The sequence below is a fragment of the Nonomuraea sp. NPDC005983 genome (assembly GCF_040614375.1).
Lineage (GTDB): Bacteria > Actinomycetota > Actinomycetes > Streptosporangiales > Streptosporangiaceae > Nonomuraea.
Map to the genome: position 1 here is coordinate 1 of NZ_JBEXUP010000127.1, position 24290 is coordinate 24290.

The 24290-nt window shown below is 70.9% G+C and carries 24 protein-coding genes, 3 tRNA genes and 1 pseudogene; 12 read left to right on the forward strand and 16 right to left on the reverse strand.

Annotation, left to right across the window (positions count from 1 at the left end; translation table 11 throughout):
* Nucleotides 1-601 (reverse strand): annotated as a pseudogene (locus ABZ297_RS36630) (oxidoreductase); the annotation flags it as partial.
* A 131-nt stretch (nucleotides 602-732) separates the two neighbouring features.
* Between ABZ297_RS36630 and ABZ297_RS36635 the strand changes: the two are divergent.
* Nucleotides 733-1485, forward strand: coding sequence for an alpha/beta fold hydrolase (locus tag ABZ297_RS36635; RefSeq protein ID WP_355356128.1), 753 nt, complete (start codon nucleotides 733-735; stop codon nucleotides 1483-1485).
* 29 nt (nucleotides 1486-1514) lie between these two features.
* Here the strand turns inward: ABZ297_RS36635 and ABZ297_RS36640 are convergent, their stop codons facing one another.
* Nucleotides 1515-1973, reverse strand: a complete 459-nt coding sequence (locus ABZ297_RS36640) for a MarR family transcriptional regulator (protein ID WP_355356130.1) — start codon at nucleotides 1971-1973, stop codon at nucleotides 1515-1517.
* A gap of 70 nt (nucleotides 1974-2043) precedes the next feature.
* Between ABZ297_RS36640 and ABZ297_RS36645 the strand changes: the two genes are divergently transcribed.
* Nucleotides 2044-2229 carry an NAD(P)-binding protein gene (locus ABZ297_RS36645; RefSeq protein WP_355356132.1) on the forward strand — a complete coding sequence of 62 codons (186 nt, stop codon included), beginning with the start codon at nucleotides 2044-2046 and terminating at the stop codon, nucleotides 2227-2229.
* A gap of 71 nt (nucleotides 2230-2300) precedes the next feature.
* Nucleotides 2301-2474, forward strand: a complete 174-nt coding sequence (locus tag ABZ297_RS36650) for a hypothetical protein (RefSeq protein WP_355356134.1) — start codon at nucleotides 2301-2303, stop codon at nucleotides 2472-2474.
* Nucleotides 2475-2648: 174 nt separating this feature from the next.
* Here the strand turns inward: ABZ297_RS36650 and ABZ297_RS36655 are convergent.
* From ABZ297_RS36655 to ABZ297_RS36670, 4 genes are all read right to left on the reverse strand, one after another.
* A tRNA-Val gene (locus ABZ297_RS36655) sits at nucleotides 2649-2723 on the reverse strand.
* A gap of 1 nt (nucleotide 2724) precedes the next feature.
* Nucleotides 2725-2798: transfer RNA gene (locus tag ABZ297_RS36660), tRNA-Cys, on the reverse strand.
* Between the two features lie 13 nt (nucleotides 2799-2811).
* Nucleotides 2812-2883 (reverse strand) — tRNA-Gly (locus ABZ297_RS36665).
* Nucleotides 2884-2926: 43 nt separating this feature from the next.
* Nucleotides 2927-3562 carry an ACT domain-containing protein gene (locus ABZ297_RS36670; RefSeq protein WP_355356136.1) on the reverse strand — a complete coding sequence of 212 codons (636 nt, stop codon included), beginning with the start codon at nucleotides 3560-3562 and terminating at the stop codon, nucleotides 2927-2929.
* Nucleotides 3563-3643: 81 nt separating this feature from the next.
* Here ABZ297_RS36670 and dusB point away from each other — a divergent pair, with 81 nt between their 5' ends.
* Nucleotides 3644-4753 (forward strand): tRNA dihydrouridine synthase DusB, encoded by a 1110-nt coding sequence (gene dusB / locus ABZ297_RS36675; RefSeq protein ID WP_355356138.1) that lies wholly within the window; start codon nucleotides 3644-3646, stop codon nucleotides 4751-4753.
* Between the two features lie 31 nt (nucleotides 4754-4784).
* Here the strand turns inward: dusB and ABZ297_RS36680 are convergent, their stop codons facing one another.
* Complete coding sequence (locus ABZ297_RS36680; protein ID WP_355356140.1) at nucleotides 4785-5564, reverse strand: phytanoyl-CoA dioxygenase family protein; 780 nt, start codon at nucleotides 5562-5564, stop codon at nucleotides 4785-4787.
* A 56-nt stretch (nucleotides 5565-5620) separates the two neighbouring features.
* On the opposite strand from ABZ297_RS36680, the gene ABZ297_RS36685 reads away from it, so the two are divergent.
* Nucleotides 5621-6580, forward strand: coding sequence for an AraC family transcriptional regulator (locus tag ABZ297_RS36685; RefSeq protein WP_355356142.1), 960 nt, complete (start codon nucleotides 5621-5623; stop codon nucleotides 6578-6580).
* 33 nt (nucleotides 6581-6613) lie between these two features.
* Here the strand turns inward: ABZ297_RS36685 and ABZ297_RS36690 are convergent, their stop codons facing one another.
* Nucleotides 6614-7771: an ROK family protein gene (locus ABZ297_RS36690; protein WP_355356144.1), complete on the reverse strand. Its 1158-nt coding sequence runs from the start codon at nucleotides 7769-7771 to the stop codon at nucleotides 6614-6616.
* 169 nt (nucleotides 7772-7940) lie between these two features.
* On the opposite strand from ABZ297_RS36690, the gene ABZ297_RS36695 reads away from it, so the two are divergent.
* From ABZ297_RS36695 to ABZ297_RS36725, 7 genes are read left to right on the forward strand one after another with little or no spacing between them, the layout of a single operon-like run.
* Nucleotides 7941-9254 carry a glycoside hydrolase family 36 protein gene (locus ABZ297_RS36695; protein WP_355356146.1) on the forward strand — a complete coding sequence of 438 codons (1314 nt, stop codon included), beginning with the start codon at nucleotides 7941-7943 and terminating at the stop codon, nucleotides 9252-9254.
* Complete coding sequence (locus ABZ297_RS36700; protein WP_355356148.1) at nucleotides 9251-10198, forward strand: sugar ABC transporter permease; 948 nt, start codon at nucleotides 9251-9253, stop codon at nucleotides 10196-10198. The genes ABZ297_RS36695 and ABZ297_RS36700 overlap by 4 nt, the downstream gene beginning before the upstream one ends.
* Before the next feature lie 7 nt (nucleotides 10199-10205).
* A complete protein-coding gene (locus ABZ297_RS36705) occupies nucleotides 10206-11015 on the forward strand; it encodes a carbohydrate ABC transporter permease (protein WP_355356150.1) in 810 nt (269 codons plus the stop codon).
* Nucleotides 11016-11022: 7 nt separating this feature from the next.
* Nucleotides 11023-12348 (forward strand): sugar ABC transporter substrate-binding protein, encoded by a 1326-nt coding sequence (locus tag ABZ297_RS36710; RefSeq protein WP_355356152.1) that lies wholly within the window; start codon nucleotides 11023-11025, stop codon nucleotides 12346-12348.
* 8 nt (nucleotides 12349-12356) lie between these two features.
* Nucleotides 12357-13901 carry an alkaline phosphatase D family protein gene (locus ABZ297_RS36715; RefSeq protein ID WP_355356154.1) on the forward strand — a complete coding sequence of 515 codons (1545 nt, stop codon included), beginning with the start codon at nucleotides 12357-12359 and terminating at the stop codon, nucleotides 13899-13901.
* A gap of 11 nt (nucleotides 13902-13912) precedes the next feature.
* Nucleotides 13913-15874: an NPCBM/NEW2 domain-containing protein gene (locus ABZ297_RS36720; protein WP_355356156.1), complete on the forward strand. Its 1962-nt coding sequence runs from the start codon at nucleotides 13913-13915 to the stop codon at nucleotides 15872-15874.
* 13 nt (nucleotides 15875-15887) lie between these two features.
* Nucleotides 15888-17495 carry a beta-N-acetylhexosaminidase gene (locus ABZ297_RS36725; protein WP_355356158.1) on the forward strand — a complete coding sequence of 536 codons (1608 nt, stop codon included), beginning with the start codon at nucleotides 15888-15890 and terminating at the stop codon, nucleotides 17493-17495.
* Nucleotides 17496-17654: 159 nt separating this feature from the next.
* On the opposite strand, the gene ABZ297_RS36730 is transcribed toward ABZ297_RS36725, so the two are convergent.
* The 8 genes from ABZ297_RS36730 to ABZ297_RS36765 all read right to left on the reverse strand — a co-directional run bounded on the left by ABZ297_RS36730 (nucleotide 17655) and on the right by ABZ297_RS36765 (nucleotide 24250).
* Nucleotides 17655-18875, reverse strand: coding sequence for a cytochrome P450 (locus tag ABZ297_RS36730; protein WP_355356160.1), 1221 nt, complete (start codon nucleotides 18873-18875; stop codon nucleotides 17655-17657).
* Nucleotides 18779-20104: a cytochrome P450 gene (locus ABZ297_RS36735; protein WP_355356162.1), complete on the reverse strand. Its 1326-nt coding sequence runs from the start codon at nucleotides 20102-20104 to the stop codon at nucleotides 18779-18781. The genes ABZ297_RS36730 and ABZ297_RS36735 overlap by 97 nt, the downstream gene beginning before the upstream one ends.
* Nucleotides 20101-20679, reverse strand: coding sequence for an ATP/GTP-binding protein (locus ABZ297_RS36740; RefSeq protein WP_355356164.1), 579 nt, complete (start codon nucleotides 20677-20679; stop codon nucleotides 20101-20103). Before ABZ297_RS36740 ends, ABZ297_RS36735 begins: the two co-directional genes overlap by 4 nt.
* Nucleotides 20660-21010: a DUF742 domain-containing protein gene (locus tag ABZ297_RS36745; RefSeq protein WP_355356166.1), complete on the reverse strand. Its 351-nt coding sequence runs from the start codon at nucleotides 21008-21010 to the stop codon at nucleotides 20660-20662. Before ABZ297_RS36745 ends, ABZ297_RS36740 begins: the two co-directional genes overlap by 20 nt.
* Nucleotides 21007-21414 (reverse strand): roadblock/LC7 domain-containing protein, encoded by a 408-nt coding sequence (locus ABZ297_RS36750; RefSeq protein WP_355356168.1) that lies wholly within the window; start codon nucleotides 21412-21414, stop codon nucleotides 21007-21009. The genes ABZ297_RS36745 and ABZ297_RS36750 overlap by 4 nt, the downstream gene beginning before the upstream one ends.
* Before the next feature lie 55 nt (nucleotides 21415-21469).
* Nucleotides 21470-23014 (reverse strand): hypothetical protein, encoded by a 1545-nt coding sequence (locus ABZ297_RS36755; protein ID WP_355356170.1) that lies wholly within the window; start codon nucleotides 23012-23014, stop codon nucleotides 21470-21472.
* Nucleotides 23015-23399: 385 nt separating this feature from the next.
* Nucleotides 23400-23687: a hypothetical protein gene (locus ABZ297_RS36760; protein ID WP_355356172.1), complete on the reverse strand. Its 288-nt coding sequence runs from the start codon at nucleotides 23685-23687 to the stop codon at nucleotides 23400-23402.
* Between the two features lie 32 nt (nucleotides 23688-23719).
* Nucleotides 23720-24250: a proline racemase family protein gene (locus tag ABZ297_RS36765; RefSeq protein WP_355356174.1), complete on the reverse strand. Its 531-nt coding sequence runs from the start codon at nucleotides 24248-24250 to the stop codon at nucleotides 23720-23722.
* Nucleotides 24251-24290 lie beyond the last annotated feature (40 nt).

The following is a 24290-nucleotide window of genomic DNA, read 5'->3' on the forward strand; positions in this document are numbered from 1 at the left end:
GCCAGGCGTCCTGGCCGCCCGCGGTGACCAGGCACTGGCCGCTCGCGGCGAACCCGGCCTCGCCGGGCAGCGCGTCCGGCATCCCGCTGGACGGCAGCACCTGCCAGCTCCGCCCGCCGTCCTCGGTGGCGAGGAGGCGGAACCTGCCGTCGACGGGGTCGCTCATGGCCAGCCCGTGCCGTTTGTCGAAGAACGCCATGCAGTCGTAGAACGCCTTGGGGTCGTCGTTCCTGAACGTCTCGGCCCAGGTGCGTCCGGCGTCCTCGGTCCGGTAGACGCGCGAGTCGCCGCCTTCGCCGATGGACAGCACGACGGCGCGGCGCGCGTCGAACGCCTCCACGTCGCGGAACTGCAGCGTCTGCGTGCCGGGCGGCGAGACCTGCTGCCAGGTGCGCCCGCCGTCGACGGTCCGCAGCACGGTCCCCTCGCTGCCGGAGGCCCAGGCGACGTCCCGGCTGACGGGCGACAGGCCGCGCAGGCGCGCGGTGACGCCGCTGCTCTTGAGCTCCCAGCCGAGCGAGGGGACGTCGGCCTGCGCGGGCAGGGGTGCGGCGAGCACGCAGGCCGCCGAGAGCGCGGACAACGCGATACGAAGCCTCATGCGGGGCAAACTAGCCCAAATGATCAACGCGGTCCAGGGATCCCTCCGCGCCAGGCCTTCGTGGACGGGAGGCGCCCGTCCGTGGAAGCCTCGGAAATATCCCACTTGCATAGGTGAAGGGGTGTTATCAGATGAATATTGAGGCGAATCTATGGATTCGACGTTTTCATCCCTCTAAAGAGGATGCCGTGAGGCTTGTCTGTTTTCCGCATGCAGGGGGATCTGCGAGCTATTACTTTCCGGTTTCCCAGGCTCTGTCGCCGGTGGCCGAGGTGCTCGCCGTGCAGTATCCGGGCAGGCAGGACCGCTTCGCCGAGCCCTGTGTCGACGACGTCCACGAGCTGGCGCGGCAGATCTTCGAGAACCTGAGGCCCTGGACGGACCGCCCGCTGGGGCTGTTCGGGCACAGCATGGGCGCCACGGTCGGCTACGAGGTGGCCCGGCTGCTGGAGGAGCACGGGACGACGCCCGTCCACCTGTTCGTCTCGAGCGGCCGGGCACCTTCGCGCCGCCGCGACGAGCGGGTGCACAGGATGAGCGACGACGAGCTGATCGCCGAGATGCGGCGGCTGGGCGGCACCGACTCCTCGGTGCTCGGCGACGAGGACCTGCTGCGCATGGTGCTGGGCGCGGTGCGCAACGACTACAAGGCGGTCGAGACCTACCTGCACAGGCCCGGCCCCAGGCTGGAGTGCCCGATCACCGCCCTGGTGGGCGACGACGACCCCACGACGACGGTGGAAGACGCCGAGCCGTGGAGATCACACACGAACTCGGCCTTCGACCTGAAGATCTTCAGTGGCGGACACTTCTATCTGAATTCACATAAGACGGAGATACTGCGAATAATCAGCGAGTACTTGGCGGCAGCCGAGGGGCGGTAGTGGGCGCCCGGCGAAGTCCGTCGCCTCGGTCAGGACGGCTCGGACGCCAGGTTGTCGACGATCCGCCGGAGCATCCCGGTCACCTGCGCGACCTCCTCGGCGGAGAAGCCGGTGAACGCCTGCCGGGTGATCCTGCCGAAGACCGGCGGCAGCTTGGGCACCAGCGCCCGGCCGCGCGGGGTCAGCTCGATGACGACCGAGCGGCGGTCGCCGGGATGGCGGGCGCGCACCAGCAACTCCTTGGCCTGCATCCGGTCGAGCAGCCTGGTCATGCCCGCGGTGTCGGTGCCCAGCTGCCGCATGAGCCCGCTGGGCGTGGCGCCCCCGCGGGCCGCGTGCAGCAGCAGGGCCGCCTGCTGCGCCGTCAGGTCGTACGGCGCGAGCAGCCGCTCCGTCTCGGTGTTCAGATCGCGCCCGACCTGGACGAGCAGGGAGCCGCCCCCCAGGATCAGCTCGACCGGGGCCGCGGACGTGAGGTCGTCGGTCATCTCCCGAGGATAGCGGCTTTCGCTGCTGCGGCATTTACTGTCGCGACAGCTACCTGCTAGCGTGAGCCGCATGACCGACAACAGCCACGTCTTCGTCGTGGGCGGCGGGCTCGGCGGCCTCTGCCTTGCCCACGGCCTGCGCCGGGCCGGGCTCGGCGTCACCGTGTACGAGCGTGACGCCTCCGCCGCCCTCCGCGCCCAGGGCTACCGCATCGGGCTGAAGGACACCGGCCGTCGCGCGCTGCGCGCCTGCTGAGCGAGGCGCTCGCCGCGGCGGCGGCGCGCGGCCGTCCGCTGGCCGAGGCCAAGGCGGGCTACGAACGTCAGATGCTCGACTACGGCTTCGCCGCCGTCGACGCCTCCCGCGACCAGCCGTTCGGCGGACTTCCCCGACCGGCCCAGACCGCCGCACCGGTCCGGGCGGAAGCCCGTAGCCGTACGGCCGGCGTGGCGAGCACGGAACCGCGCGGCGGGTTCATCGACGGGGAGGGAAGCGCCTGACGGGCGGAGGCGAAGGAGTGCCGGGGCCGCACGGCTGCGGCGCCGGCTGGTTGCCGGAGCGCAGCGGCGACCTTGACCGCACGCGCGAGCTCGCTCTCATCACGGGGCGGAGCAATGCAGGCGCAACGACGAAGAAGCCCCAGACTCACCGAGGTGAGCTGGGGCTTCAGTGCATGGTGGACGATACTGGGATTGAACCAGTGACCTCTTCCGTGTCAGGGAAGCGCTCTCCCGCTGAGCTAATCGTCCTTGGAGGTGGAGACGGGATTTGAACCCGTGTGGACGGCTTTGCAGGCCGCTGCCTCGCCTCTCGGCCACTCCACCGAGCGATTCTCCGAGCGGAAGACGGGATTCGAACCCGCGACCCTCACCTTGGCAAGGTGATGCTCTACCACTGAGCCACTTCCGCGTGTTGTTGCCCCACTACTCTAGCGGGTTTTCTGACCGGATGCTCACTTGCGGAGCTGCCGGGCGACGCTGCGCTCCGTGGCGGGCAGACTCAGGAAGATCTCCAGGATGCGGGTGAGCCGGTGGACCTCGATGCGGTGGAAGGCCGGGCCCTCGGCGCGGGCGAGGAGGAGAGTGAGCGCGAGCGGCGGCAACGGGGCGTGGATGACGTGCAGGCCGTCGGCGAGCGTGGACGCCGTGGGGCGCGCCGGCGTGTCGGTGAGCAGCGGCACGGTCTTGGGCGCGCGCCAGCTCGCGTAGATGACGCCCTGGTCGGTGGTCGTGGCCGCCCAGTCGGCGCTGAACAGGACCGGCAGCGAGTCGATCAGCGTGGTGAGGGCCCGGTCGCCGGCCGTGGTGATGTACTTCAGGATCTCCAGCTCGGGGTACGTGCCTGGAGCCTCGCGGGTGGTCCAGATGCCCTCGGTCTCGACGTCCGGCACGCTCTCCAGGCTCTTGACCAGGGCGTGCTTGGGCGTGCCCTCCGGGCAGAAGAGCGTGATGTCGTCGGTCGCCCGGCCGGCCCCCCTGTCGAGGACGGTCACCTGCGTGATGTCGGCTCCGGCGGCGCCCAGGGCCCGGGTGACCTGTGCCAGGGAACCGGGACGGTCGGGCAGCGTGATCCGCAGTCGCAGGAGCATCCGTCGCCTCCCCAGTCGATACCAGCTCTCAGCCTATCCGCGAATACCTCTCACGGCCGGACCTGCGCTACAACTGTCGGGGTGAAGATTGGGGCGATAGGGGTGTGGCCCCCCGTTGTGCTGGCGCCGATGGCGGGGATCACGAACGCGCCGTTCCGGGTGCTCTGCCGCGAGCAGGGCGCCGGGCTGTTCGTGTGCGAGATGATCACGACGCGGGCGCTGGTGGAGCGGAATCCCAAGACGCTCAGGATGATCAGGTTCCACGAGTCCGAGACGCCGAGGAGCATCCAGCTCTACGGCGTCGATCCCGACACCGTCGGGCGCGCCGTGAAGATGATCGCCGAAGAGGGCCTCGCCGACCACGTCGACCTCAACTTCGGCTGCCCGGTGCCCAAGGTGACCAGGCGAGGCGGCGGCTCGGCCCTGCCGTACAAGCGGAACCTGCTGCGCGCCATCCTGCGCCAGGCCGTCGCCAACGCGGGAGCGCTGCCCGTCACGATGAAGATGCGCAAGGGCATCGACGACGATCATCTGACGTACCTCGACGCCGGGCGGATCGCGGTCGAGGAGGGGGTGGCCGCGATCGCCCTGCACGCCCGCACGGCCAAGCAGCACTACGGCGGCGTCGCCGACTGGGAGGCGATCGCGCGGCTGAAGGAGTCCGTGCCCGAGATCCCCGTGCTGGGCAACGGCGACATCTGGTGCGCCGACGACGCGCTGCGCATGGTGGCGCGCACCGGGTGCGACGGCGTGGTGGTCGGACGCGGCTGCCTGGGCAGGCCGTGGCTGTTCCGCGACCTGGAGAACGCCTTCAACGGCGACGCCGGGCGGGCCACGCCGACCCTCGGCGAGGTGGCGGCCGTGATGGCCAGGCACGCCGAGGGGCTCACCGCCTGCTTCGACCTCGAACGGTACGCGATCGCGGACTTCCGCAAGCACGTCGGCTGGTACCTGAAGGGCTTCACGGTGGGCGCCGAGCTGCGCCGGGAGCTGGCCACGGCCGAGTCGCTCGACGGGCTGCGCGAGAGCCTGGCCAAGCTGGAGCACGACCAGCCGTGGCCGCCGAACACCGACACCCCGCGCGGCAAGTCCGGCGAGCGCGCCAAGGTGCACCTGCCCGACGGCTGGCTGGACGATCCGTGGGACGGCGCCGTCCCCGCCGACGCCGAGTCGGAGGTCTCCGGCGGCTGACCGGCTCCACGGGGCGGGGTGTGCCGCTTGGTCAGTGCGGGCCGACGGGTTCGGTGCCGCAGGGGCCGCCGCCCGTGGCGGGCTCCAGCGTGACCGGTTCGCCGGACATCGTGAGCGTCGGGTAGTACTCCGAGATGCGCTCGGCGGACCGGCCGACGTAGTGGCAGATGAAGCTGCGCCTGAAGCGGTCGGCGGTGCTGTTCGGCTCCGAGCCGTGCACCAGGCTGCCGTTGAAGAACAGCACGTCCCCCGGCTCCATGTCCACCGGGACGCGGTCCAGGCCGGGCGGGGGCGGGACGTACTCCCTGGTGAAGGAGACGTCCAGGTCGGCCTCCTCCGGGCAGAACAGGTCCATCAGGTGGGTGCCGGGCACCACCTCCAGGCCGCCGTTCGCCCGGTCCACGCGGTCGAGCGCGACCCACGCCGCCACACAGGTGCCCGGCTCGACGCGGAGGTAGAAGTTGTCCTGGTGCAGCGCCTGGCCGCGCGCGCCCGGCGGCTTGAAGTAGAACATGCTCTGGGCTGCTATCGGCTCCTCGCCGAGAAGGTCGCGCAGCACCGCTGCGATGCGCTGGTCGAGCAGGTACCGCAGCGCCACGTCGCTCACCTGGTGGGGGTGCATGACGCGCGGATAGTCGCGCAGGATGTCGTACGGTTGGCCGGGCTCCTGCGGCCTGGGCGAGAAGTGACCCGGGATCGGGCCGTTGGCGTGCAGTGTCATGAACTCGTCGCGCAGTTCGGCGACCTCGTCGGGCGACAGCAGCGCGGGCACGATGACGTACCCCTGATCATGGAAGTCGGCGATCCTCATGTATTCCACGCTAGGAAGCCGGACCGGCGAAAGGTATGCCTGTGACCGCTGAGGACATGTCTGTTCCTGCTGCAGAGCTGACCATCGTGGGCCACCACGACAAGACTCCCGGCTACGCGACCCGCCGCACCACCGGTTCGCCGAGCTGGCTGCTGATGTGGACGCAGGCGGGCGCGGGGCTGGTCGAACAGGCGGGGGCCTCCTTCACGGTGGGGGCCGGCGATCTGGTGGTGCTGGGGTCGGGGGCGGCGCAGTTCTACCGGGTGGCGCCGGGGGCCGGGCGGTGGCGTTTCTGGTGGGTGCACTTCCAGCCGCGCCCGTCGTGGCCGGGGTGGCTCAGGGCGTACGCGCTGGCGCCGGGGTGCCATCTGGTGGGCGGGGTGCCGGGATCGCTGCACGAGCGCATCGACCGGACGTTCGGCCGCGCCCTGGGCGACGCCCGCTGGGTCCCGCCGCTGGTCGAGATGGCAGGCGGGGAGCGGGGTCGGGAGGCCGGGGGCGAGGGGACCGCCGGGCGGGAGCCGCCGGAGGGGGACGCGGGGTGGCCGGGCGGGGGAGGCGTGCGGCCCGCTGTCGCCGTCGCGGGCGCGGGGCGGGAACTGGTGATGGGGGCGGTCGAGGAGGTGCTGGTGCTGGCCACCGCCTCCGCGCGGCGGGCCGGGGAGCCGCCCCGGATGGACGACGCACGGGACGTCCGGGTCGGACGGGTGCTGGCGCTCATCGCCGCCGAGCCGGGCGCGCCGCACTCGGTCGCCTCTCTCGCGCGGGCCGTGGCCCTGTCGCCGTCCCGGCTCGCGCACCTGTTCACGTCCGAGACGGGACGCACGCCCATGCAGGCCGTGCGGCAGGCCAGGGTGCGGCACGCGGCCGGGCTGCTGGAGGTGACCGACATGGACGTGGGCCAGGTCGCGGCGGCCTCGGGGTTCGTCAGCCCGTTCCACTTCAGCCGGGCGTTCAAGCGGGAGTACGGCCTGCCGCCCCGCGACTACCGGGCCCGCCTGCGCCGCGAACGGTGACGGTCAGGGGAGCGGGCGCGGGGAGGGTGACGGTCAGCGGGGAGACAGGGGGAGGGGGCCGGTGTCGGGGGTGAAGAGCTGGTCGTCGAGGTGCTCCACCGCGTAGTCGATCGCCCCCATCACCACGCACTCCTCACCCAGCGTGGACGCGCGGACCTCCGGCATCCGCATGCAGGCCCGCTCCAGCCGCTCGCGCAGCGGCGGCAGCAGCACGTCGGACGAGCGGGAGAACCCGCCCCCCAGGACCACGACCTCGGGGTCGAGGATGAGGACCATGGCGGCCGTGCCCACGGCGAGGTCGTCGACGTACCGGTCGACGGCCGCCAGCGCCACCGGGTCGCCTCTCCGGGCGGCGGCCAGGGTGTATCCGGCGGCGTCCTCCGGGGCGGTGCCCTTGGGGACGATCTCGCAGGCGTTCAGGTGCTCGGGCGCATCGAACCAGCGTGACTGCGGCAGCATGACGATCTCGCCCGCCGCCGCGCCGAAGCCCCTGTGCACCCTGCCGTCGATGATCAGGCCGGTGCCCATGCGGCGGCCCACGTGCAGGAACACGACGTCGCGGGCGCCCCTGGCCGCGCCGCGTCTGGCCTCGGCCAGGGCCGCCAGGCGGCTGTCGTTCTCGATCAGGACCTCGCACGGGAACATCTCGCGCAGCTTGCCCCCCAGGTCCAGCCCTCTCCAGGCGGGGATGGCGGCCGAGTAGGTGATGCGGCCCTCGGGGGTGAGGACGCCGGTGGTGCCGACGGCCATCGTCCACAGGTCGTCGAGGGCGGTGCGGCTGAGCGCCAGGCAGCCGGAGACCGCGCGCTCTATCGCCGCCAGGCGCTCGTCCAGCGGCGCGCCGGGCAGGACGGGCTGCCTGGTCTCGGCGAGGATCTCGCCGTCGAGGTCGGACAGGGCGGCGCGGACGTTGTGCCCGCCGATGTCCACGCCGACGAGGTAGCCGCTGTCGGCGCGGAAGCGGTAGCGGCGGGCCGGCCGGCCCATCGTGCCGGGGCTCGGCGGCACCTCCTCGACCCAGCCCAGCCCGGTCAGCTCGTCGACGACCTCTTTCATGGACGGTCGCGACAGGCCGGTGCGCTCGGCGAGCGCCGACAGGGTGAGTGGCCCGGCTCCGCGCAGCGCCCTGATCGCGGTCAGCGAGTTGAGCTGCCTGAGCCGGGACAGGTCGCCGCCGCGAAGGTCCGCCATCGCCGCCCCTAATGTAGGTCTCCTCTGTAACCCCCATTATGCCAGCGCTCATCGATTGTGCGCGTCACCGCTCGGGCCAGCGGATGTCCGGAAACTGGCCATTGACCCTCCGAAAAGGGCGGTGCTAATAATGAAGTGCTCCTTCGTAAGTGATCGAGAAGAGGAACGGATGTCGTTCGCAGACATCGGCGAGACCCGGTACCGCCCCGACGCTGCCCGGGTGTTTGAGCACGGCTGGCAGTCGTGGAGCCCCACCGGCGCCTACCGGCTCGGCGACGCCCCGCCGAGAGCGGCGGACGTGAACATCCAGACGCTGGCCTACCGCCCCGAGACGCCCGTCCCCGACGGCGTCTTCCAGGGGGAGGGGCTGCTCGCGATCGACCCCGGCGACGGCGCGCCCGTCGAGGTCTGGTCGGCGCCGAGCCCGCTGGAGGTCCCCTCGATCCGGGCACGCGAGGAGGGCGGACGCCTGGTGGTGTCCGCCAACGGGGACGTCCGGCACTGGCAGGCCGAGGGCGGGCTCGACCAGGCATTACGCGGGTGGGCCGACACCATGGCCGAGGGATGGGCGCCGGAGCGCTTCCCGGCCGTCCCGCCCATGTGGTGCACCTGGTACGGCTACTGGGGCAAGGTCACCGACGCGGACGTCCTGGAGAACCTGGAGCTGTCGGAGCGGCACCGGCTCGGGGCCGAGATGTTCCTCATCGACGACGGCTACGAGAGCGAGATCGGCGACTGGCTGGACTGGCGGCCCGAGTTCGGGTCGCTGGAACGGGCCGTCGGCGCCGTCACCGAGGCGGGTAGGCGGGCCGGGATCTGGACCGCGCCCTTCCTGGTCGGGCACCGCAGCCGGCTGTTCCGCGAGCACCCCGACTGGCTCGTCGGCGGGGCCCACGCGGGCCACCTGTGGGACCAGGACCTGGCCGTCCTGGACGTCACCCACCCCGACGCCGCCGCCCACCTGGTGAACGTGTTCGCCACGCTCGCCGCGCTCGGCGTCACGCACTTCAAGCTCGACTTCGTCTACGCGGGAGCGCTGGCCGGCACGCGGCACGAGGACCTCGACCCGATCACCGCCTACCGGCGCGGGCTGGAACTCATCCGCCAGGGCGCCGGGCCCGAGGCCACCGTGCACGGCTGCGGCGCCCCGATGCTGCCCAGCCTCGGCCTGGTGGACGTCATGCGGGTCAGCCCCGACATCGCCCCCACGCTCCACCCCAAGTCGGGCGACATCAGCCAGCCGTCCCAACTCGGCGCCAGGCTCACCGGCGCGGCCCGCGAGTTCCTGCACGCCAGGTGGTGGGTGAACGACCCCGACTGCATCATCGTCCGGCCCGAGGTGGAGGCCCGCGAGGAGTGGGCCGCGCACATCGACGCGACCGGCGGCCTGCGCGGCTCCAGCGACCCGATCGCCGCGCTCGACACCTGGGGCCTGGAGACGACCAGACGCCTCATGGTCCCCACCAGGACGGAGCCGTCGTGACGGGCGGCCTCGCGACGCGCGAGCCGGTGGGCCAGGCGGAGAGCGCGCCGAAGCGGACCAGGACACGGGCGCGGAGGTTCGGCGACTGGTACGCCTACCTGTTCATCGGCCCCAGCCTGCTCGGCGTGGTGGCGTTCCTGCTGCTCCCGGTCGTCATCGTCTTCGCGCTCAGCTTCTTCCGCTGGGAGCTGCTGTCGGCGCCGGCCTTCGTCGGCCTGGAGAACTACCGCCGCCTCGCGGGTGACGGCCAGACGTGGCACTCGCTCTGGGTGACCGTCGGCTACGTGCTCCTCTGCGTCCCCTTGCAGACGGTCCTGGCCCTGGCGCTCGCGATGCTGCTGAACCAGCGGATCAAGGGCATCAGGTTCTACCGCTCGCTGTTCGTCGTGCCCTGGATGGCGACGCCGATCGTCCTCGGCCTGATCTGGAACTGGATCTTCGACCCGCGTGACGGCGCGATCAACAGCGCGCTGGCCCTGGTCGGCGTCACGGGGCCGGACTGGCTGTCCGACTCCGCGTGGGCGCTGCCCGCCGTGGCGCTGGTGACCGTCTGGCAGCACACCGGCTACAACATGCTGTTCTTCCTGGCCGGGCTGCAGGGCATCCCGAAGGAGCTGTACGACGCGGCCTCGACCGACGGCGCCACCCCGGCCCAGCGGTTCTGGAAGGTGACGCTGCCGCTGCTCAACCCCACGATGTTCTTCGTCATGGTGACGAACCTGATCGGGGCGTTCCAGATCTTCGACACGGTGTTCGTGATGACGAACGGCGGCCCGAGCCGCAGCACCGAAGTGCTCAACTTCCGGATCTTCGACACCGCGTTCAAGCAGTTCGACTTCGGCTACGCCTCGACGCTGTCGGTGCTGCTCTTCGTGATCATCCTGACGGTGACGCTGGTGCAGGTCAGGTTCTTCGGCAAGCGCACCACCTACGACCTGAGCTGAGAGACTCATGACCAAGCGAATCGCGCTCTACGCCACGCTCGCTGTCGGCGCCCTCATCTCCGTCTTCCCGTACCTGCTGGTGGTGCTGACGGCGTTCAAGACCCAGCGCCAGCTCAACAGCACCCAGCCGTGGCTACCGGGCATCCCGCCCACCACCGCCAACCTGACCGAGATCCTCGGCGGCGACTTCCCCCGGTACATCCTCAACACCGTCGTCATGACCGGGCTGCTCACGCTCGGCCAGCTGGTGTTCACCACGTTCGCCGCCTACGCCTTCGCCAGGCTGCGGTTCAGGGGCAGGGACGTCCTGTTCTGGCTGTACGTCGCGACCATGATGGTGCCGAGCGCGGTCACGGTGATCCCGCTGTTCCTCATCATGCGCGAGCTGAACCTGGTCAACACCTGGGCCGGCCTGCTCGCGCCGTACGTGCTCGGCACACCGTACGGGATCTTCCTGATGCGGCAGTTCTTCAAGGGCCTGCCCGCCGGGCTGGAGGAGGCCGCGCGGATCGACGGCGCCGGCCCGCTGACGATCCTCGTGCGGATCCTGCTGCCGCTGTGCCGCCCGGCCATCGGCACGCTCACCATCATCACCGTCATCTCGTCCTGGAACAGCTTCCTGTGGCCGCTGATCATCACGAGCGGCGACGAGACCAAGGTGATCACGGTGGCCATCGCCACGCTCAAGGTCGGCATCGGCGTCGACTACAACCTCATGATGGCCGGCGGCCTGATCGCCCTGGTGCCGATGGTCGCGATCTTCGTCTTCTTCCAGAAGTACATCGTCAGGTCGGTGGTCCTCACCGGTCTCAAGTAGGAGACACATGAAATCCCCCCGAACGCGCGACATCCGCCGAGCCGTGGCCCTGCTGGGCGTCGCCACCCTCGTCCTCACCGGCTGCGGCTCAGGCGGCGGCTCCGACTCCGGCTCCGGCAAGGTCACGCTGACCTACCGGCTCTGGGACGACCAGCAGAAGGTCGGCTACGAGAAGGTCATGGCGGCCTTCGAGAAGGCCAACCCGGGCATCGACGTCAAGATCGAGCTGCTCCCTTACGACCAGTACTGGACCAAGCTGACCGCCGACGCCGTCGCGGGCACCGCGCCCGACGTGTTCTGGATGTCGCCGACCCAGTTCCCCGAGTACGTCACCAAGGGCGTGCTCGCCGACGTCACGCCGGCCAAGCTCGACCCGTCCAAGTACCACAAGACGGTCGTCGACACCTTCACCTACCAGGGCAAGCCGTACGGCGTCCCGAAGGACTGGGGCATCGTCGGCCTGCTCTACAACAAGGACCTGTTCAAGAAGGCCGGCGTGGAGATGCCGGACAAGCTCACCTGGAAGCCCGACGGCACCGGCACCCTGCTCGAGACGGCCCGCAAGCTCACCGTGGACGAGGCCGGCAAGCACCCCGACGAGCCCGGCTTCGACCCCGCCAAGGTGAAGACCTACGGCTTCGCGTCCTGGAACCACTACCAGACGCAGTGGATGAACTGGGTCAGCTCCAACGGCGGCAAGCTGCTCGACCAGCCGTTCGGCAAGTACACCTTCAACGACGACGCGTCGGTGCAGGCGCTGCAGTTCGGCGTGGACCTGGTGAACAAGTACCACGTCTCGCCGCCCGCCACCCAGACCAACCCGCCCACCGGCAAGGTCACCGACATGTTCAAGGCGGGCGAGGTGGCGATGTTCCCCGCCAACAACGCGCTGCTGCCGTTCGTCGCCCCCGAGGCCGGCTTCGAGCTGGGCGTCGCCGCCATGCCGGAAGGTCCTGCGGGACGCGCCGTCAACCTCAACGGCCTGGCGGAGGCCGTCTACGCCAAGAGCAAGCACCCTGAGGAGGCGATGAAGCTCGCCGCCTACCTCGGCAGCCAGGAGCCGCAGAAGATGATGGCCGACGCCGGCTACGTCTTCCCCGCGCTCAACGGCCTCAGCCAGGGCTACGTCGACTTCTGGAAGACCAAGAACCTCGACGTCTCCCCGTTCGTCGAGGAGTCGCAGGGCACCACCTTCGCCCTGCCGGTCACGACCGGCTTCACCGGCTTCGAGACCAAGCTCAACGACATCTTCAACGAGATGTACCTCGGCAAGCTCGCGCCCAAGCAGGCCGCCGACCAGGCCGTCACCGAGGGAAACGCGACCGTCAAGTGAGGAACTCCATGATCACCCGGCGTTCGCTGATCGCCGGGGGCGCGAGCGTGGGCCTGGCCGCCGCACTGGGTGCCTCACCCGTGCGCGCGGCGGCCCGCCGTGCTCCCCTGTCCGACCCCTTCCAGCTCGGTGTCGCCTCCGGCGAGCCCACCCCCGACGGCGTGGTCCTGTGGACCAGGCTCGCCACCGACCCGATCGCCCTGGACGGGCTGGGCGGCATGCCGCAGCGCCCCGTCCCGGTGCAGTGGCAGGTGGCCAAGGACGAGAACTTCCGGCAGGTCGTGCAGCGCGGGGTCGAGGTGGCCCGGCCGGAGGCGGCCCACAGTGTCCACGTCGAGCTGGAGGGACTCCAGCCGGGCGCCGAGTACTTCTACCGGTTCAAGGCCGACAACGAGCTCTCCCCGGTGGGCCGCACCCTCACCGCCCCCGCCGCCGGCACCCGGGGGCGCGAGCTCAACCTGTCGTTCACGTCCTGCGCCGACTACCAGACCGGCTGGTTCACCCCGTACCGCCGGATGGCCGAGGACCACCCCGACCTGATCGCCTTCCTCGGCGACTACATCTACGAGTACGGCGACTACAAGTACCCGGTACGCGACCAGGCCGGAGGGGAGTGCTTCGACCTGGCCGGGTACCGCCTCCGGCACGCCCAGCACAAGGCCGACCCCGAACTGCAGCTGGCCCACGCCATCGCCCCCTGGGTGGTGGTCTGGGACGACCACGACATCGAGAACGCCTGGGCGGGCGACGTCCCCGAGCAGCCCGACCCGCCGTTCCTCAAGCGCAGGGCCGACGCGTTCCAGGCGTACTACGAGAACATGCCGCTGCGCCGCGCGCAGCGGCCCGACGGCGCCGCGCTGAAGCTGTACCGGAGCCTGCGCTGGGGCGCCGTCGCCAACCTGCACCTGCTCGACACCCGCCAGTACCGCGACCTGTACGCCTGCACCGGCAAGAGCGGCACCGTGGGCCCCGACTGCCAGGAGCGGCTGGCCCCGAACAGGACCATCCTCGGCAAGGACCAGGAGGCCTGGCTCGACGGCGCGCTGAAGAACTCCGAGGCCACCTGGGACCTGCTCGGCCAGCAGGTCTTCTTCATGGAGATGGACTGGACCAACGGTGCGGGCAAGGGCTACTCCAACGAGGGCTGGGACGGCTACGTCGCCTCCCGCAACCGCCTGACCGCCGCCATCGACGACTACCGGCGCAACGCCGTCGTCCTCACCGGCGACGTCCACTCGCACTGGGCGGGCGAGGTCAAGCGCGATCATCAGGACCCGGAGTCGAAGTCCGTCGCCGTCGAGCTGGTCACCACCTCGGTCACCAGCGCGGGCAACGGCATGGACGAGTACCCCAACACACAGGTCCTGCTGAACGAGAACCCGCACGTGAAGTTCTTCAACGGCCGCCGCGGCTACGTCCGGAGCCGGATCAGCGACCGCGAGATGAAGGTCGACTTCCGCTCCCTGTCGCGCGTCACCGAGCCGTACGCCCCCGCCTACACCTCCGGCTCGTTCGTGATCGAGCCGGGCCGCCCCAGCCTCAACCCAGCCTGACGGGACCCCTCATGCGCACACCCCAGGCCGCCCTCGCGGCGGCCCTCCTCGCCATGCTCGTCGTGCCGTTACCCGCCCGGGCCGAGCCGGCGCAGGCCGCGCCGGCCGGCCCGCCGATGGGCTGGAGCAGCCGCTCCCTCGGCTGCTCCGTCTCCGAGACGTCGGTGCGGCAGGCGGCCGACGCGCTGGCGGCCCTCGCCCCGCTCGGCTACCGCTACGTCATCCTGGACGGCTGCTGGCAGGCGTCTCAGCGAGCCGACGGCAGGCTCGCCGCCGACGCCACCCGCTTCCCCGGCGGCGTCCAGGCGCTCGCCGACTACGTCCACGCCAAGGGGCTCAAGCTCGGGCTCAGCCTCTCGGCCGGCACCAAGGCGTGCTCGGGCGGCGGCCCCGGCTCCTACAAGAGCGAGGCCGCCGACGCCGAGCAGGTCAAGGGCTGGGGCGTGGACTACGTCAAGTACGACTGGTGCAACGTCCCCACCGCCGACTTCCCCGGGCAGAACGTCCAGCAGATCGCGCAGACCCTGTTCCCGCGCATGCGGCAGGCGCTCGGCGGCTCGGTGGCGTTCGCGATGAACAACGAGGACGGCAGCACCGTGCCCTGGCTGTGGGCCAAGGACGCGGGGGCCACCACCTGGCGGACCAACGTCTACAACAAGCCCCTGCCTGACAACTACCCGACCATGGTCGACGTCTGGGAGTTCAACCAGCTCCGCGCCGAGTACGCGGGGCCGGGCAGCTGGGCCGACCCCGACCTGATCCAGGCCGGTGGCGGCGGCATGACCGAGGCCGAGTACCGCACCCAGTTCACGCTCTGGGCGATCGGCGCGGCCCCGCTGATCCTGCAGGCGGACCCGGCCAAGGCGCCCGCCGCGGTCGTGGCCAACCCGAAGGTGATCGCCGTCAACCAGGACGGGCTCGGGACGCAGGGCCGGCTGGTGAAGAGCGACGGCTGGTACCACGTGCTGTCCAAGCCGCTGAGCAACGGCGATCGGGCGATCGCGCTGTTCAACGAGAGCGACAGGGCGGCGACGATCTCCACCACGCTCGGCGACTCCCGCTACCGGGTCGAGGAGCTGTGGACCGGCGCGGTCACCTCCACCAAGGGCGCGCTGTCGGCCCAGGTGCCCGCGCACGGGGCCGTGCTCTACCGCGTCTCCGAGAGCCGGGAGCAGGCGCCGCCGCTGGTCACGTTCGAGGTGGACCCGGCCAGGTTCCTCGGCGACGACCGGCCGTCGGTGCTGGAACCGGGTAAGGAGGGCGAGGTCGTCACCCGGGTCACGAACACCGGGGCGACCGGGCGGCTGCGCGACCTGGAGGTGACGCTGGCCGTGCCGGACGGGTGGCAGGCGAGCGCGCGGACGTCCAGGAAGGCCGCGACGCTGGACGGCGGCGCGACGTTCACGGTGACGTGGGCGCTCACCGCGCCCGCCTCCGCCGAACGGAGGAACCACGACCTGCCGGCGGCCGTCACCTTCGGCGGAGGCAAGGTCGGCGGGGCGGCCGTGGTCACCGTCGCCCAGGCGCCGGGGCCCGGCACGTCCTACCTGAGCGACCTGACCTGGACCAACGTCAAGAACTACTTCGGCCCCGTCGAGAAGGACACCAGCAACGGCGACAAGGCCGCCGGCGACGGGCGCCCCCTCACCATCGAGGGCGTCAGGTACGCCAAGGGCCTCGGCGCGCACGCCCCGGCCGACATCGAGTACTACACCGCCGGGCGCTGCTCGACCGTGGAGTTCCAGGCCGGCGTCGACGACGAGGTGGGCCAGGCCGGGTCGGTGGACCTCGAGGTGTGGGCCGACGGCGGCAGGGTCGCCCACTCCGGCCTGGTCACCGGGGCCCAACCGGCCAGAAAGGTCACCGCGTCCGTCGAGGGCGCCCGCTACGTGCGGCTGGTCGCGACCAACGGCGGCGACAACGCCACGTCCGACCACGCCGACTTCGCCGACGCCGTCATCACCTGTCACTAGGAGGATCCCGGTAATGATCGTTCCCAAGCCCGTCCACTACCGGAGCCGTCCAGGGCGATTCATCCTCGACCGGGACACCGCGCTCGCAGCGGACCCGGCGCTCGCCGAGGTGGCCGCCTGGTTGCGCGGCGAGCTCAGCCCTGTCACCGGGGGCGAGCTGCTGCCCGGCAGGCCGGGCCCGGGGACGATCACGCTGGGCCTGGACGACCTGCCGCCCGAGGCGTACCGGCTGACGGTCGCCGAGGACGGCGTGCAGATCGACGCGGGCGGCCCGGCGGGGGTGTTCTACGGAGCGCAGACGCTCAGGCAGCTGCTGCCCGCCTCCGCCCTGAGGAAGGCGGGGACGGGCGGGCCGCTGGCGCTGCCCGCCGTCCAGATCGAGGACGAGCCGAGGTTCGGCTGGCGTGGCTGCATCCTCGACGTCGCCCGGCACTTCATGACAAAGCATGATCTGCTGCGGTTCATCGACCTGATGGCCCTGCACAAGCTCAACGTCCTCCACCTGCACCTCACCGACGACCAGGGCTGGCGCGTCGAGATCAAGCGCTACCCGAGGCTCACCGAGGTCGGCGCGTGGCGCAAGGAGAGCCAGACCGGCTGGAACGGCGCCATGGACGGCCGCCCGCACGGCGGCTACTACACCCAGGACGACCTGCGCGAGATCGTCGCCTACGCCGCGCGCCGGCACATCACCGTCGTCCCCGAGATCGACCTGCCCGGCCACACCCAGGCCGCCATCGCCGCCTACCCCGAGCTGGGCAACCTCGACACCCCGCTGGAGGTCCGCACCACGTGGGGGGTGGGGGAGAACGTGCTCAACGTGGAGGACGCGACGATCAAGTTCTTCCAGGACGTCCTCGACGAGGTGCTGGAGCTGTTCCCCAGCCCGTACGTGTGCGTGGGCGGCGACGAGTGCCGCAAGGACCAGTGGCGGGCCAGCGCCGCCGCGCAGCGCCGCATCGGCGAGCTGGGCCTGCGCGACGAGGAGGAACTGCAGAGCTGGTTCATCCGCCAGTTCGCCGAGTACCTGACGGCCCGGGGACGCAGGCTCATCGGCTGGGACGAGATCCTCGAAGGCGGGCTCGCCACGGGGGCCGTCGTGGCGTCCTGGCGGGGCGACCTCGGGGCGGTGGCGGCGGCCGGATCCGGGCACGACGTGATCACCTGCCCGAACACGTCCGTGTACTTCGACTACCGGCAGGGGGCGGGGCAGGACGAGCCGATCCCCTTCGGGACGGTCCTGACCCTGGAGGACGTCTACGCCTTCGACCCCGTCCCGTCCGAGCTACGCGACAGCCCCGCCGCGTCGCGGGTGCTCGGCTCGCAGTGCGGCATCTGGACCGAGCTGATCGACTCCAACCGCCGCGTCGACTACATGGCCTTCCCCCGCATGGCGGCCTTCGCCGAAACCGTGTGGAGCTCGGCGGAGCGCGACCTGGCGGACTTCCGCACCCGTCTGGCGGCGCACCTGCCCCGCCTGGACGCGATCGGCGTGGAGTACCGCCACGAGTCGGGCCCCCTCCCGTGGCAGACGCGCCCCGGCGTCCCCGGCCGCCCGGAGGACCCGGCGCAGTGGCAGGCCAAGATCGACGCCTGGACCAGCAACCTCAGCCGCCCGTAGCGAAGCCCGCCCTGGACCTGGCCGGAGGCGGTACACCTCCACATTCTCGACGGAGAACGGCCGATGCGTCGCTGAGCTGAGCCCTGTGGTCAGCCTCGACGGCACCGGCCGGAACCTCCTCCACGTCCCCTCACGGGAAACGCGCGTCGCCGGTGAGGGTCAGCGGTGCAGCAGGAGCGGCAGGCTGCTCCAGCCGTGCGCGATGAAGGACGGGACGTGCGCCGACTCGGTCTCGCCCTCGGCCAGCCGCAGGTCCGGGAACCGGGCGAACAGCGCGGGCAGCGCGGTGAGCGCCTCCTGGCGGGCGAGTGGAGCCCCGATGCAGCGGTGCACGCCGATGCCGAAGGCCAGGTGCTCGTCGCGTTCCTTGGTCGGGTCGAACCGGTCGGCGTCCGGGCCGTGCTGGTCGGGGTCGTGCCCGGCCGCCAGGTAGCTGGTGATGATCGCGTCACCCGCCTCGATCCGTACGCCGCCGATCTCGATCGGCTCGATGGCGAACCGCAGTGGCAGGTTGGCGATCGACGGCGCCCAGCGCAGCGTCTCCTCGATCACCGCCTCCCAAGAGATCTCTCCCGCCAGGACGCGCCGGAGGTGGTCCGGATGGGTGAGCAGAGCGTGCACGGCGTTGCCGATCAGGTTGACTGTGGTCTCGTGCCCGGCCGCGATGAGGAGGAGCAGGGTGTCGCGCAGCTCATCGTCGCTGAGCGAGTCACCGCTGTCGCGGACGTTGATCAGCTCAGTGGTCAGGTCATCGCCCGGGTGCTCGCGCTTGTAGGCGACCAGGGCCGGCAGCACGGTGCCGATCTGCGCCGCCGTGGCCGCCGCCTGCTCCGGGGTGGCGGTGGTATCCATGATGGCCTCCATCATCTGGGCCATCTCCACCCGCATGTCCGCGGGGACACCGAACAGCTCGCAGATCACCTGCATCGGCAGCGGGTGGGCGTAGGCGCTGCGCAGGTCGACGACCTGGCCCGGCGGCAGCGCGGCCATGGCGTCCAGCAGCTCCGCGACGAGATCCTCGACGATCGGCTGCATGGCCTTGCTACGGCGCGCGGTGAAGCTCGGAGCGATCAGCTTGCGCAGCCGGCGGTGCTCCTCGCCGTAGGCGCTGAGCATGTTGGACACGCCGATCCAGGTCATGATCCAGGTCCAGCCGGGCTCGTCGGCCACCTGGGGCAGCAGCCGCCAGTGCCGCTTGTCCTTGCTCACCAGCGGATCGAGGATGAGCTGCTTGAGCAGGTCGTGCCGGGTGACGGCCCAGGCTGGGATGCCTCCTGCTAGCTCTACGAGGACCAGGGGGCCGAGGTCACGTAGCCGGCGGACCTCACCGGGGAGGTCGGCTCCGAAGGGGTCGAGGACGACGGGGGCTGTGCTGCCCAAGGGGAATCTCCTGGCTGATCAGGGTGGATGGGGGTGAAGCGCACCGGCAGCTGAGCCAGCGCACGGTGGAACGGGCCGGGCCGCCAATCCAGCTTTTCGCGCGGCACGGTCAGTTCGAGGTCGCACAGGTGAGAGGTCAGGCGTTCGATCGCGGTCATGGCGATGACCACGGCCGGGTCGCTGGCCGGGCAGCGGTGCGGCCCGGCGCCGAAACCCAGGTACGCGCCGCCGTCGGAGCGCAGCTCCTCGGGCACGTTGACAGGCTCGGTGTTGGCCGCGGCGTAGGAGACGAGGACCAGCTCGGCCGGCTGGATCCAGGTGCCGTGGAAGTGCACGGGCTGGCGCACGAAGTATGGGCCGTAGTTCGACATGGCGGGCTCGGCGCGCAGGGCCTCCATAAGGGCGTCGTATGTGCTGAGCGCGCCGTTGGTGAGCGAGCTGTAGTAGCGGTCATCACTGACCATCCGGGAGATCGTGTTGGAGATCAGGTTGGCCGTGGGCTCGTAGCTGGCGGCCGTCACGAGCACGATGGTCTGCGCCAGCTCGTCGGGCTGCAGCGCGGCCGGATGGTCGATGAACCAGGAGGTCAGGTCGTCCCCCCGCTCGGCGTACTTGGCCTGGATCAGCTCGCCGATGTAGCGGCTGAACGCCTCGCTGCCCCGCGCGCCCGTCTCGCCGTCAGCCTCCATCAGGTCCGACAGGGCCTGGGTCAGGCCGGCGCTGTCGGAGTCGGGCCGCCCGAAGAGCAGGTTGAAGATGCGGGCCGGGATGATCCGGGCGAAGTCGGCGACCAGGTCGGCCTCGCCCTTTGCGGCGAACCGGCTGATGAGCGAGTCGCACACCTCGATCACCATCTGGCGCAGCTTGTGTGGCTGGACCTGCTGGAAGCAGTCGGAGATCGCCTTCCGGTAGCGGGCGTGCTCGGCCCCGTCGGAGAACAGCGCGTTCGGGCGGTGGCCGAGCATGGCGATCATCCCGGCGGCCTCCGGGGTACCGGGGAGCCGGGCCTGCCAGGCTCTGGGGTCTTTGCTCCAGACGCCGCCGGCGTTGGTGAGCACGTCCACGGCGGCCTGGTAGTCGATCACCAGGTGGGCTTCGATGCCCGGGGCGATTTCCACGGGCGCGACCGCGCCGTGCCGCCGGCGCAGCTCCGCGTAGATCGCCTGCGGGTCCCTGGCGTACTCGGGCCCGTACAGGCGGCCGGCCTCGGGCAGGTAGCGCAGGGTCATGACAGCACCAGCTCTCTGATGTGCTCCACCAGCGCGATCAGCGAGGCGCGGGCGGAGGCGGGGTCGCGGGCGTCGCACACCACCAGCGGCGTGCGCGGGTCCAGGTCGAGCGCCTGGCGCAGGGCGTCCGGCGGGTAGTCCGGCGAGTCGGGGAAGTGGTTGACGGCCACCGCGTAGCGGATGCCGGCGTTCTCCACCAGGTCGAGGACGGCGAAGCTGTCGTCGATGCGGCGGGTGTCGGCCAGCACCAGCACCCCCAGCGCGCCGTGGACCAGCTCGTCCCACAGCACCTGGAACCGGGTCTGGCCCGGCGCCCCGAACAGGTAGAGCACCACGCCGGGCAGGGTGAGGCGGCCGAAGTCGATGGCGGTGGTCGTGGTCGTCTTCTCGTTCACGCCGCTGAGGTCGTCGACCAGCGTGCCCGCCTGGGTGAGCACCTCCTCGGTGTTGAGGGGCTTGATCTCCGAGAGCGCGCCCACGATGGTCGTCTTGCCCACGCCGAACGGCCCGGCGATGACCAGCTTGACCGGGATGTGCTCGGCACTGATACGGCTGTCAGAGGGCGCGGAGGCCACTGAGTACCAACTCCAAGATCTCGATGTCGGGCATGTCGGCGGCTGGCGGATCGCGGGTCAGCAGCGTTCCGCCGCCGGCCAGCCCGGCGACGAGTAACCGCACCACGCAGTACGGCAGGCCCAGGTGCGCGGCGCACTCGTACACCGACAACGGCCCGTCCTCCAGCAGGGCCAGCAGATGCGACCCCGGAGGGTCCAGCCCGTTGGTGGCGGCGTCGGGCGCGATGTAGACCAGGGTCGTGCGCTCGACGCTGATGTGCTCGGGCACGGTCAACCTCGCGGCGGCCATGTAATCCGGGACGACCCGCCGCCGCTGCCGTCCGGAGGTCATGCCCGAGCGCCCGGCGCCCTGGCCGCGCTCGCCTCGTTGAGAGCCTTGATCAGCTTCTGCACCTGGAGCTGCACCTCGTAGGCCAGCGAGCCGATGTTGACCGCCCCGGTGGCCGCGACCACGATGGCGGCGCGGTCACCGGCCGGGGCGATGTAGTAGTAGCCGCTGCCCGCGGAGATGACGACGTCCACCACCTCGCCGTCGGCGCCGTTGCTGAGGCCGTCGCACAGGGCGCGGGCGGCTCCCAGTACGGAGCTCGTCATGGCGGCGGCGCGTTCGCCGGTCTCGGCGGTCAGGTCGGCCGAGCCGCCGAGGATGAGCCCGTCACGGCTCAGCACCACGCCGCGGGCGACACCGGGCAGTGCCAGCAGGGGCGACAGGACCCAGGACACGTCGAGGGACAACGGGCGCCCCTTGGTCTGAACACGGCCGGAAGCGCTGTGAGTGTCCATGGAGCGCTCAGTTCCCTTCGGTGAAGTCATGCTGCTGGGGCGGGAGCGCCTCGCGGCGGCCCGCTTCGGCTCCGACCTGGAAGTCTCCCCACCGCTTCTGAGCCTCCTCCGGGGTGGTGAGCACCTTGTCGGCCGCACCGTCAGAGCTGCCGGAACTCCCGGTGAGCCTGGAACCGGACGCGGACCGCGGCGGCTGGCGGCGGCGCTGCGGCAGCTGCGCCAGGTCCTCGGCCGAGGCCCGCCGTTGTTCGGGCGCGGCCGGAGGTTCCTGATGGAGCGCCGCCGCGGGCTCGGGACGTACGGAGGAGGCCACAGGCTCCGGTCGCGAGGCCGCCACGGGCTGCGGCCGGATGGCCGTGGCGGCGGCCGGCACGGCGGCGCGGACCGGCTCAGGTGCCAGCACCGACGGCCGACTGTCCTCCGGCATCTCCACCAGCAGGGCGGTGGGAATGCTCAGCACGGCCTGGACGCCGCCGAAGGCGCTCTTCTTGACCGTGACCTGCATGCCGAAGTGCGCGACCTGGCGGCCGATGGCGGCCCACCCGGTGCGGGGCGGGTTGCCCAGGTCGACCAAGCGGACCGGGTGGGTGCCGCTCAAAAGCTGGGTCGCCCGGGCGTACTGTTCCTCGTTGAGGCCGACGCCGGCGTCGTCGATGACGATGGCGGCGCCGCTGTTGGTCTCGTGCACGGCGACGGTCACCTTGAGCGTGCCGTGGGAGTGGTGGACCGCGTTGGCCAGCAGCTCGGAGGTGATGAACAGGATCGGCTCCGCGGCACGGGCGGCGACCCCGATCCGGCGGCGCAGGTGGTTGGCCGGCCCCTCGATGCGCTGCTCGAAGTTCTCCACCCGGGAGATGGCGCCCACCACCAGGTCCACCAGATAGGTGTCATCGCGCGACAGGCCGGGCGTGGCGCCACAGGCGATGCCAGTGACCTGCACCCGGCGGATGATCAGTTCGTTGAACATGTCGAGCCCCAGCACCTCGCGCAGCAGCGCCGTGTGCTCGTCGCCGCTGTAGCGCTGCTGCACGCCGGCGAGCAGGTCCTGGGCGCGCAACGCCTGGGTCTGCACCCGGGACATCGCGCCCCTGACGACCGCCTGGGCCGCTTCGTCGATGCGCTCGCCTTCGTCACGCACGCCGCGGGCGAACGCGTCCAGAATGGCGCGGTGCTGCATGTCGACGTCCGTCCCGGCGAGAGCCTGGTTCTGCACGCCGGGCACGATCACGTGCGGGGCGCGCAGGTGAGACAGCAAGGCGGGGATCCGCTTCGAGATCAGGTGCTCGGTCTCGGCGCGCACGAGGTCTTGCTGGGCGCGCGCCTCGCGCAGCACCCCCGCGCCGTCTTGAGCCTGGCGTTCGGCCTGCACCAGCCGCTGGTTCCTGGCGCTGGTCTCGCGCGTCAGGTGCTCCTGCGCCTGACGGGCCTGAACGAGCTGCCCACGGACCTGGGCGAGGCGTCGGCGTAGGCGCATGTGGAGGATCACCACGCCCGCGAGGGCGAGTACGGCGAAGCCGATCACTATCGGGACGCTGAAGAAGTCTGGCGGCATGACAGTCCTGGGGTTGGGGGGCCGGCGGGAAATGTCGACCGCCGAAGGGCCTGTGCTAGCGGCGCGTGTCGCTCTCGCGCGGCGGCCGGGTGGGGCCGCGTCGGCGTGGCGCGCGCTGCCCCGCGTGGCCGACACCGCTGCGTGCCTGGTGCGGCTCTGCCTGAGGCATGGCGGGGCCAAGCAACATTGGCATCCTCGGTCTCACTGGAACGACGGCCTAACGGAAGATCCAGTATTCCGGTTAAGTCACGATAGTCAACCGTGAGTAAGGCCGCCGATGCGCTCGGCGTCATCTCTCGTCGGACTGTCAAGATCGATATCAGAACACGGCGAGGCCCGTTCACAGGTGTTCAGCGCTGTTCAGGCTCGTTCAGGAAGTTGCCGCTCATCCGGCGGAGCGGGTTGCCGTCCGGGAGACACGGGTCAGGAGGGGGTGGCAGGCCAGGCCGGCGACGAGGAGCAGGGTGGCGAGCACGAGCCAGCCGGGAAGGCCAAGGGCCAGCGGAAGGGCACTCATGACCGCGGGCGACACTCCTTCGGCCAGCCCGTGCCCCAGGCCGAAGACCCCCACCCGGTACGGCTCCTGCGGGACGGGCATGGACGCGAGCCGGGCGACGTCCTTGGCGATACGGTCCTCGTCGAACGGAATTCGGCCAAGAATCGTGGAGGCCATGGGGAGACGTGTCCTTCCTTGCGGATGGGTGGTCAAAGCTCGAAGCCTGCGGGGAAGGGGTCGTCGGGTGACAGGAAGTACTGAGCGGTGCCCGTGATCCAGGCCCGTCCGGTGACCGTCGGCACGACGGCCCTGCGGTCGGCGACGGTCGTCTCCTCGACGAGGCGGCCGGTGAACTGCGAGCCGATGAAGGACTCGTTGACGAAATCAGCGCCGAGTTCCAGCTCGCCGCGGGCGTGCAACTGCGCCATCCGCGCGCTGGTGCCGGTGCCGCACGGCGACCGGTCGAACCAGCCGGGATAGATGGACATGGCGTGGCGCGAGTACGACGCGTCGGATCCCGGCGCGGCGAAGTACACGTGCCGGACGCCTCGGATCCGCGGGTCCTCGGGGTGGACCGGCTCGTCCGTGGCGTTGATCGCCTGCATGGTGGCCAGCCCCGCGGCCGTGATCTCGTTCTTGGCCTTCCTGTCGAACGGCAGCCCGTAGTCGTCGAGTTGCACGATCGCTTGACGTGCTCCTCCACATGAATGTGGAGGATTCCTGTGCTGCTTACGCAGCAGCTCGCAGCGCGGGCGCGGGCGAGACTGTGGGACAGGATGC

Bases quoted from the DNA above. Each gene is read 5' to 3' on its own strand.
- ABZ297_RS36635 (WP_355356128.1), top strand. From the start codon at position 733: ATGAATATTGAGGCGAATCTATGGATTCGACGTTTTCATCCCTCTAAA.
- ABZ297_RS36720 (WP_355356156.1), top strand. From the start codon at position 13,913: ATGCGCACACCCCAGGCCGCCCTCGCGGCGGCCCTCCTCGCCATGCTC.
- ABZ297_RS36685 (WP_355356142.1), top strand. From the start codon at position 5,621: ATGTCTGTTCCTGCTGCAGAGCTGACCATCGTGGGCCACCACGACAAG.
- ABZ297_RS36710 (WP_355356152.1), top strand. From the start codon at position 11,023: ATGAAATCCCCCCGAACGCGCGACATCCGCCGAGCCGTGGCCCTGCTG.
- ABZ297_RS36680 (WP_355356140.1), bottom strand. From the start codon at position 5,564: ATGAGGATCGCCGACTTCCATGATCAGGGGTACGTCATCGTGCCCGCG.
- ABZ297_RS36725 (WP_355356158.1), top strand. From the start codon at position 15,888: ATGATCGTTCCCAAGCCCGTCCACTACCGGAGCCGTCCAGGGCGATTC.
- ABZ297_RS36760 (WP_355356172.1), bottom strand. From the start codon at position 23,687: ATGGCCTCCACGATTCTTGGCCGAATTCCGTTCGACGAGGACCGTATC.
- ABZ297_RS36715 (WP_355356154.1), top strand. From the start codon at position 12,357: ATGATCACCCGGCGTTCGCTGATCGCCGGGGGCGCGAGCGTGGGCCTG.
- ABZ297_RS36755 (WP_355356170.1), bottom strand. From the start codon at position 23,014: ATGCCGCCAGACTTCTTCAGCGTCCCGATAGTGATCGGCTTCGCCGTA.
- ABZ297_RS36690 (WP_355356144.1), bottom strand. From the start codon at position 7,771: ATGGCGGACCTTCGCGGCGGCGACCTGTCCCGGCTCAGGCAGCTCAAC.
- ABZ297_RS36735 (WP_355356162.1), bottom strand. From the start codon at position 20,104: ATGACCCTGCGCTACCTGCCCGAGGCCGGCCGCCTGTACGGGCCCGAG.
- ABZ297_RS36650 (WP_355356134.1), top strand. From the start codon at position 2,301: ATGCTCGACTACGGCTTCGCCGCCGTCGACGCCTCCCGCGACCAGCCG.
- ABZ297_RS36645 (WP_355356132.1), top strand. From the start codon at position 2,044: ATGACCGACAACAGCCACGTCTTCGTCGTGGGCGGCGGGCTCGGCGGC.
- ABZ297_RS36670 (WP_355356136.1), bottom strand. From the start codon at position 3,562: ATGCTCCTGCGACTGCGGATCACGCTGCCCGACCGTCCCGGTTCCCTG.
- ABZ297_RS36640 (WP_355356130.1), bottom strand. From the start codon at position 1,973: ATGACCGACGACCTCACGTCCGCGGCCCCGGTCGAGCTGATCCTGGGG.
- ABZ297_RS36705 (WP_355356150.1), top strand. From the start codon at position 10,206: ATGACCAAGCGAATCGCGCTCTACGCCACGCTCGCTGTCGGCGCCCTC.
- ABZ297_RS36745 (WP_355356166.1), bottom strand. From the start codon at position 21,010: ATGACCTCCGGACGGCAGCGGCGGCGGGTCGTCCCGGATTACATGGCC.
- ABZ297_RS36695 (WP_355356146.1), top strand. From the start codon at position 7,941: ATGTCGTTCGCAGACATCGGCGAGACCCGGTACCGCCCCGACGCTGCC.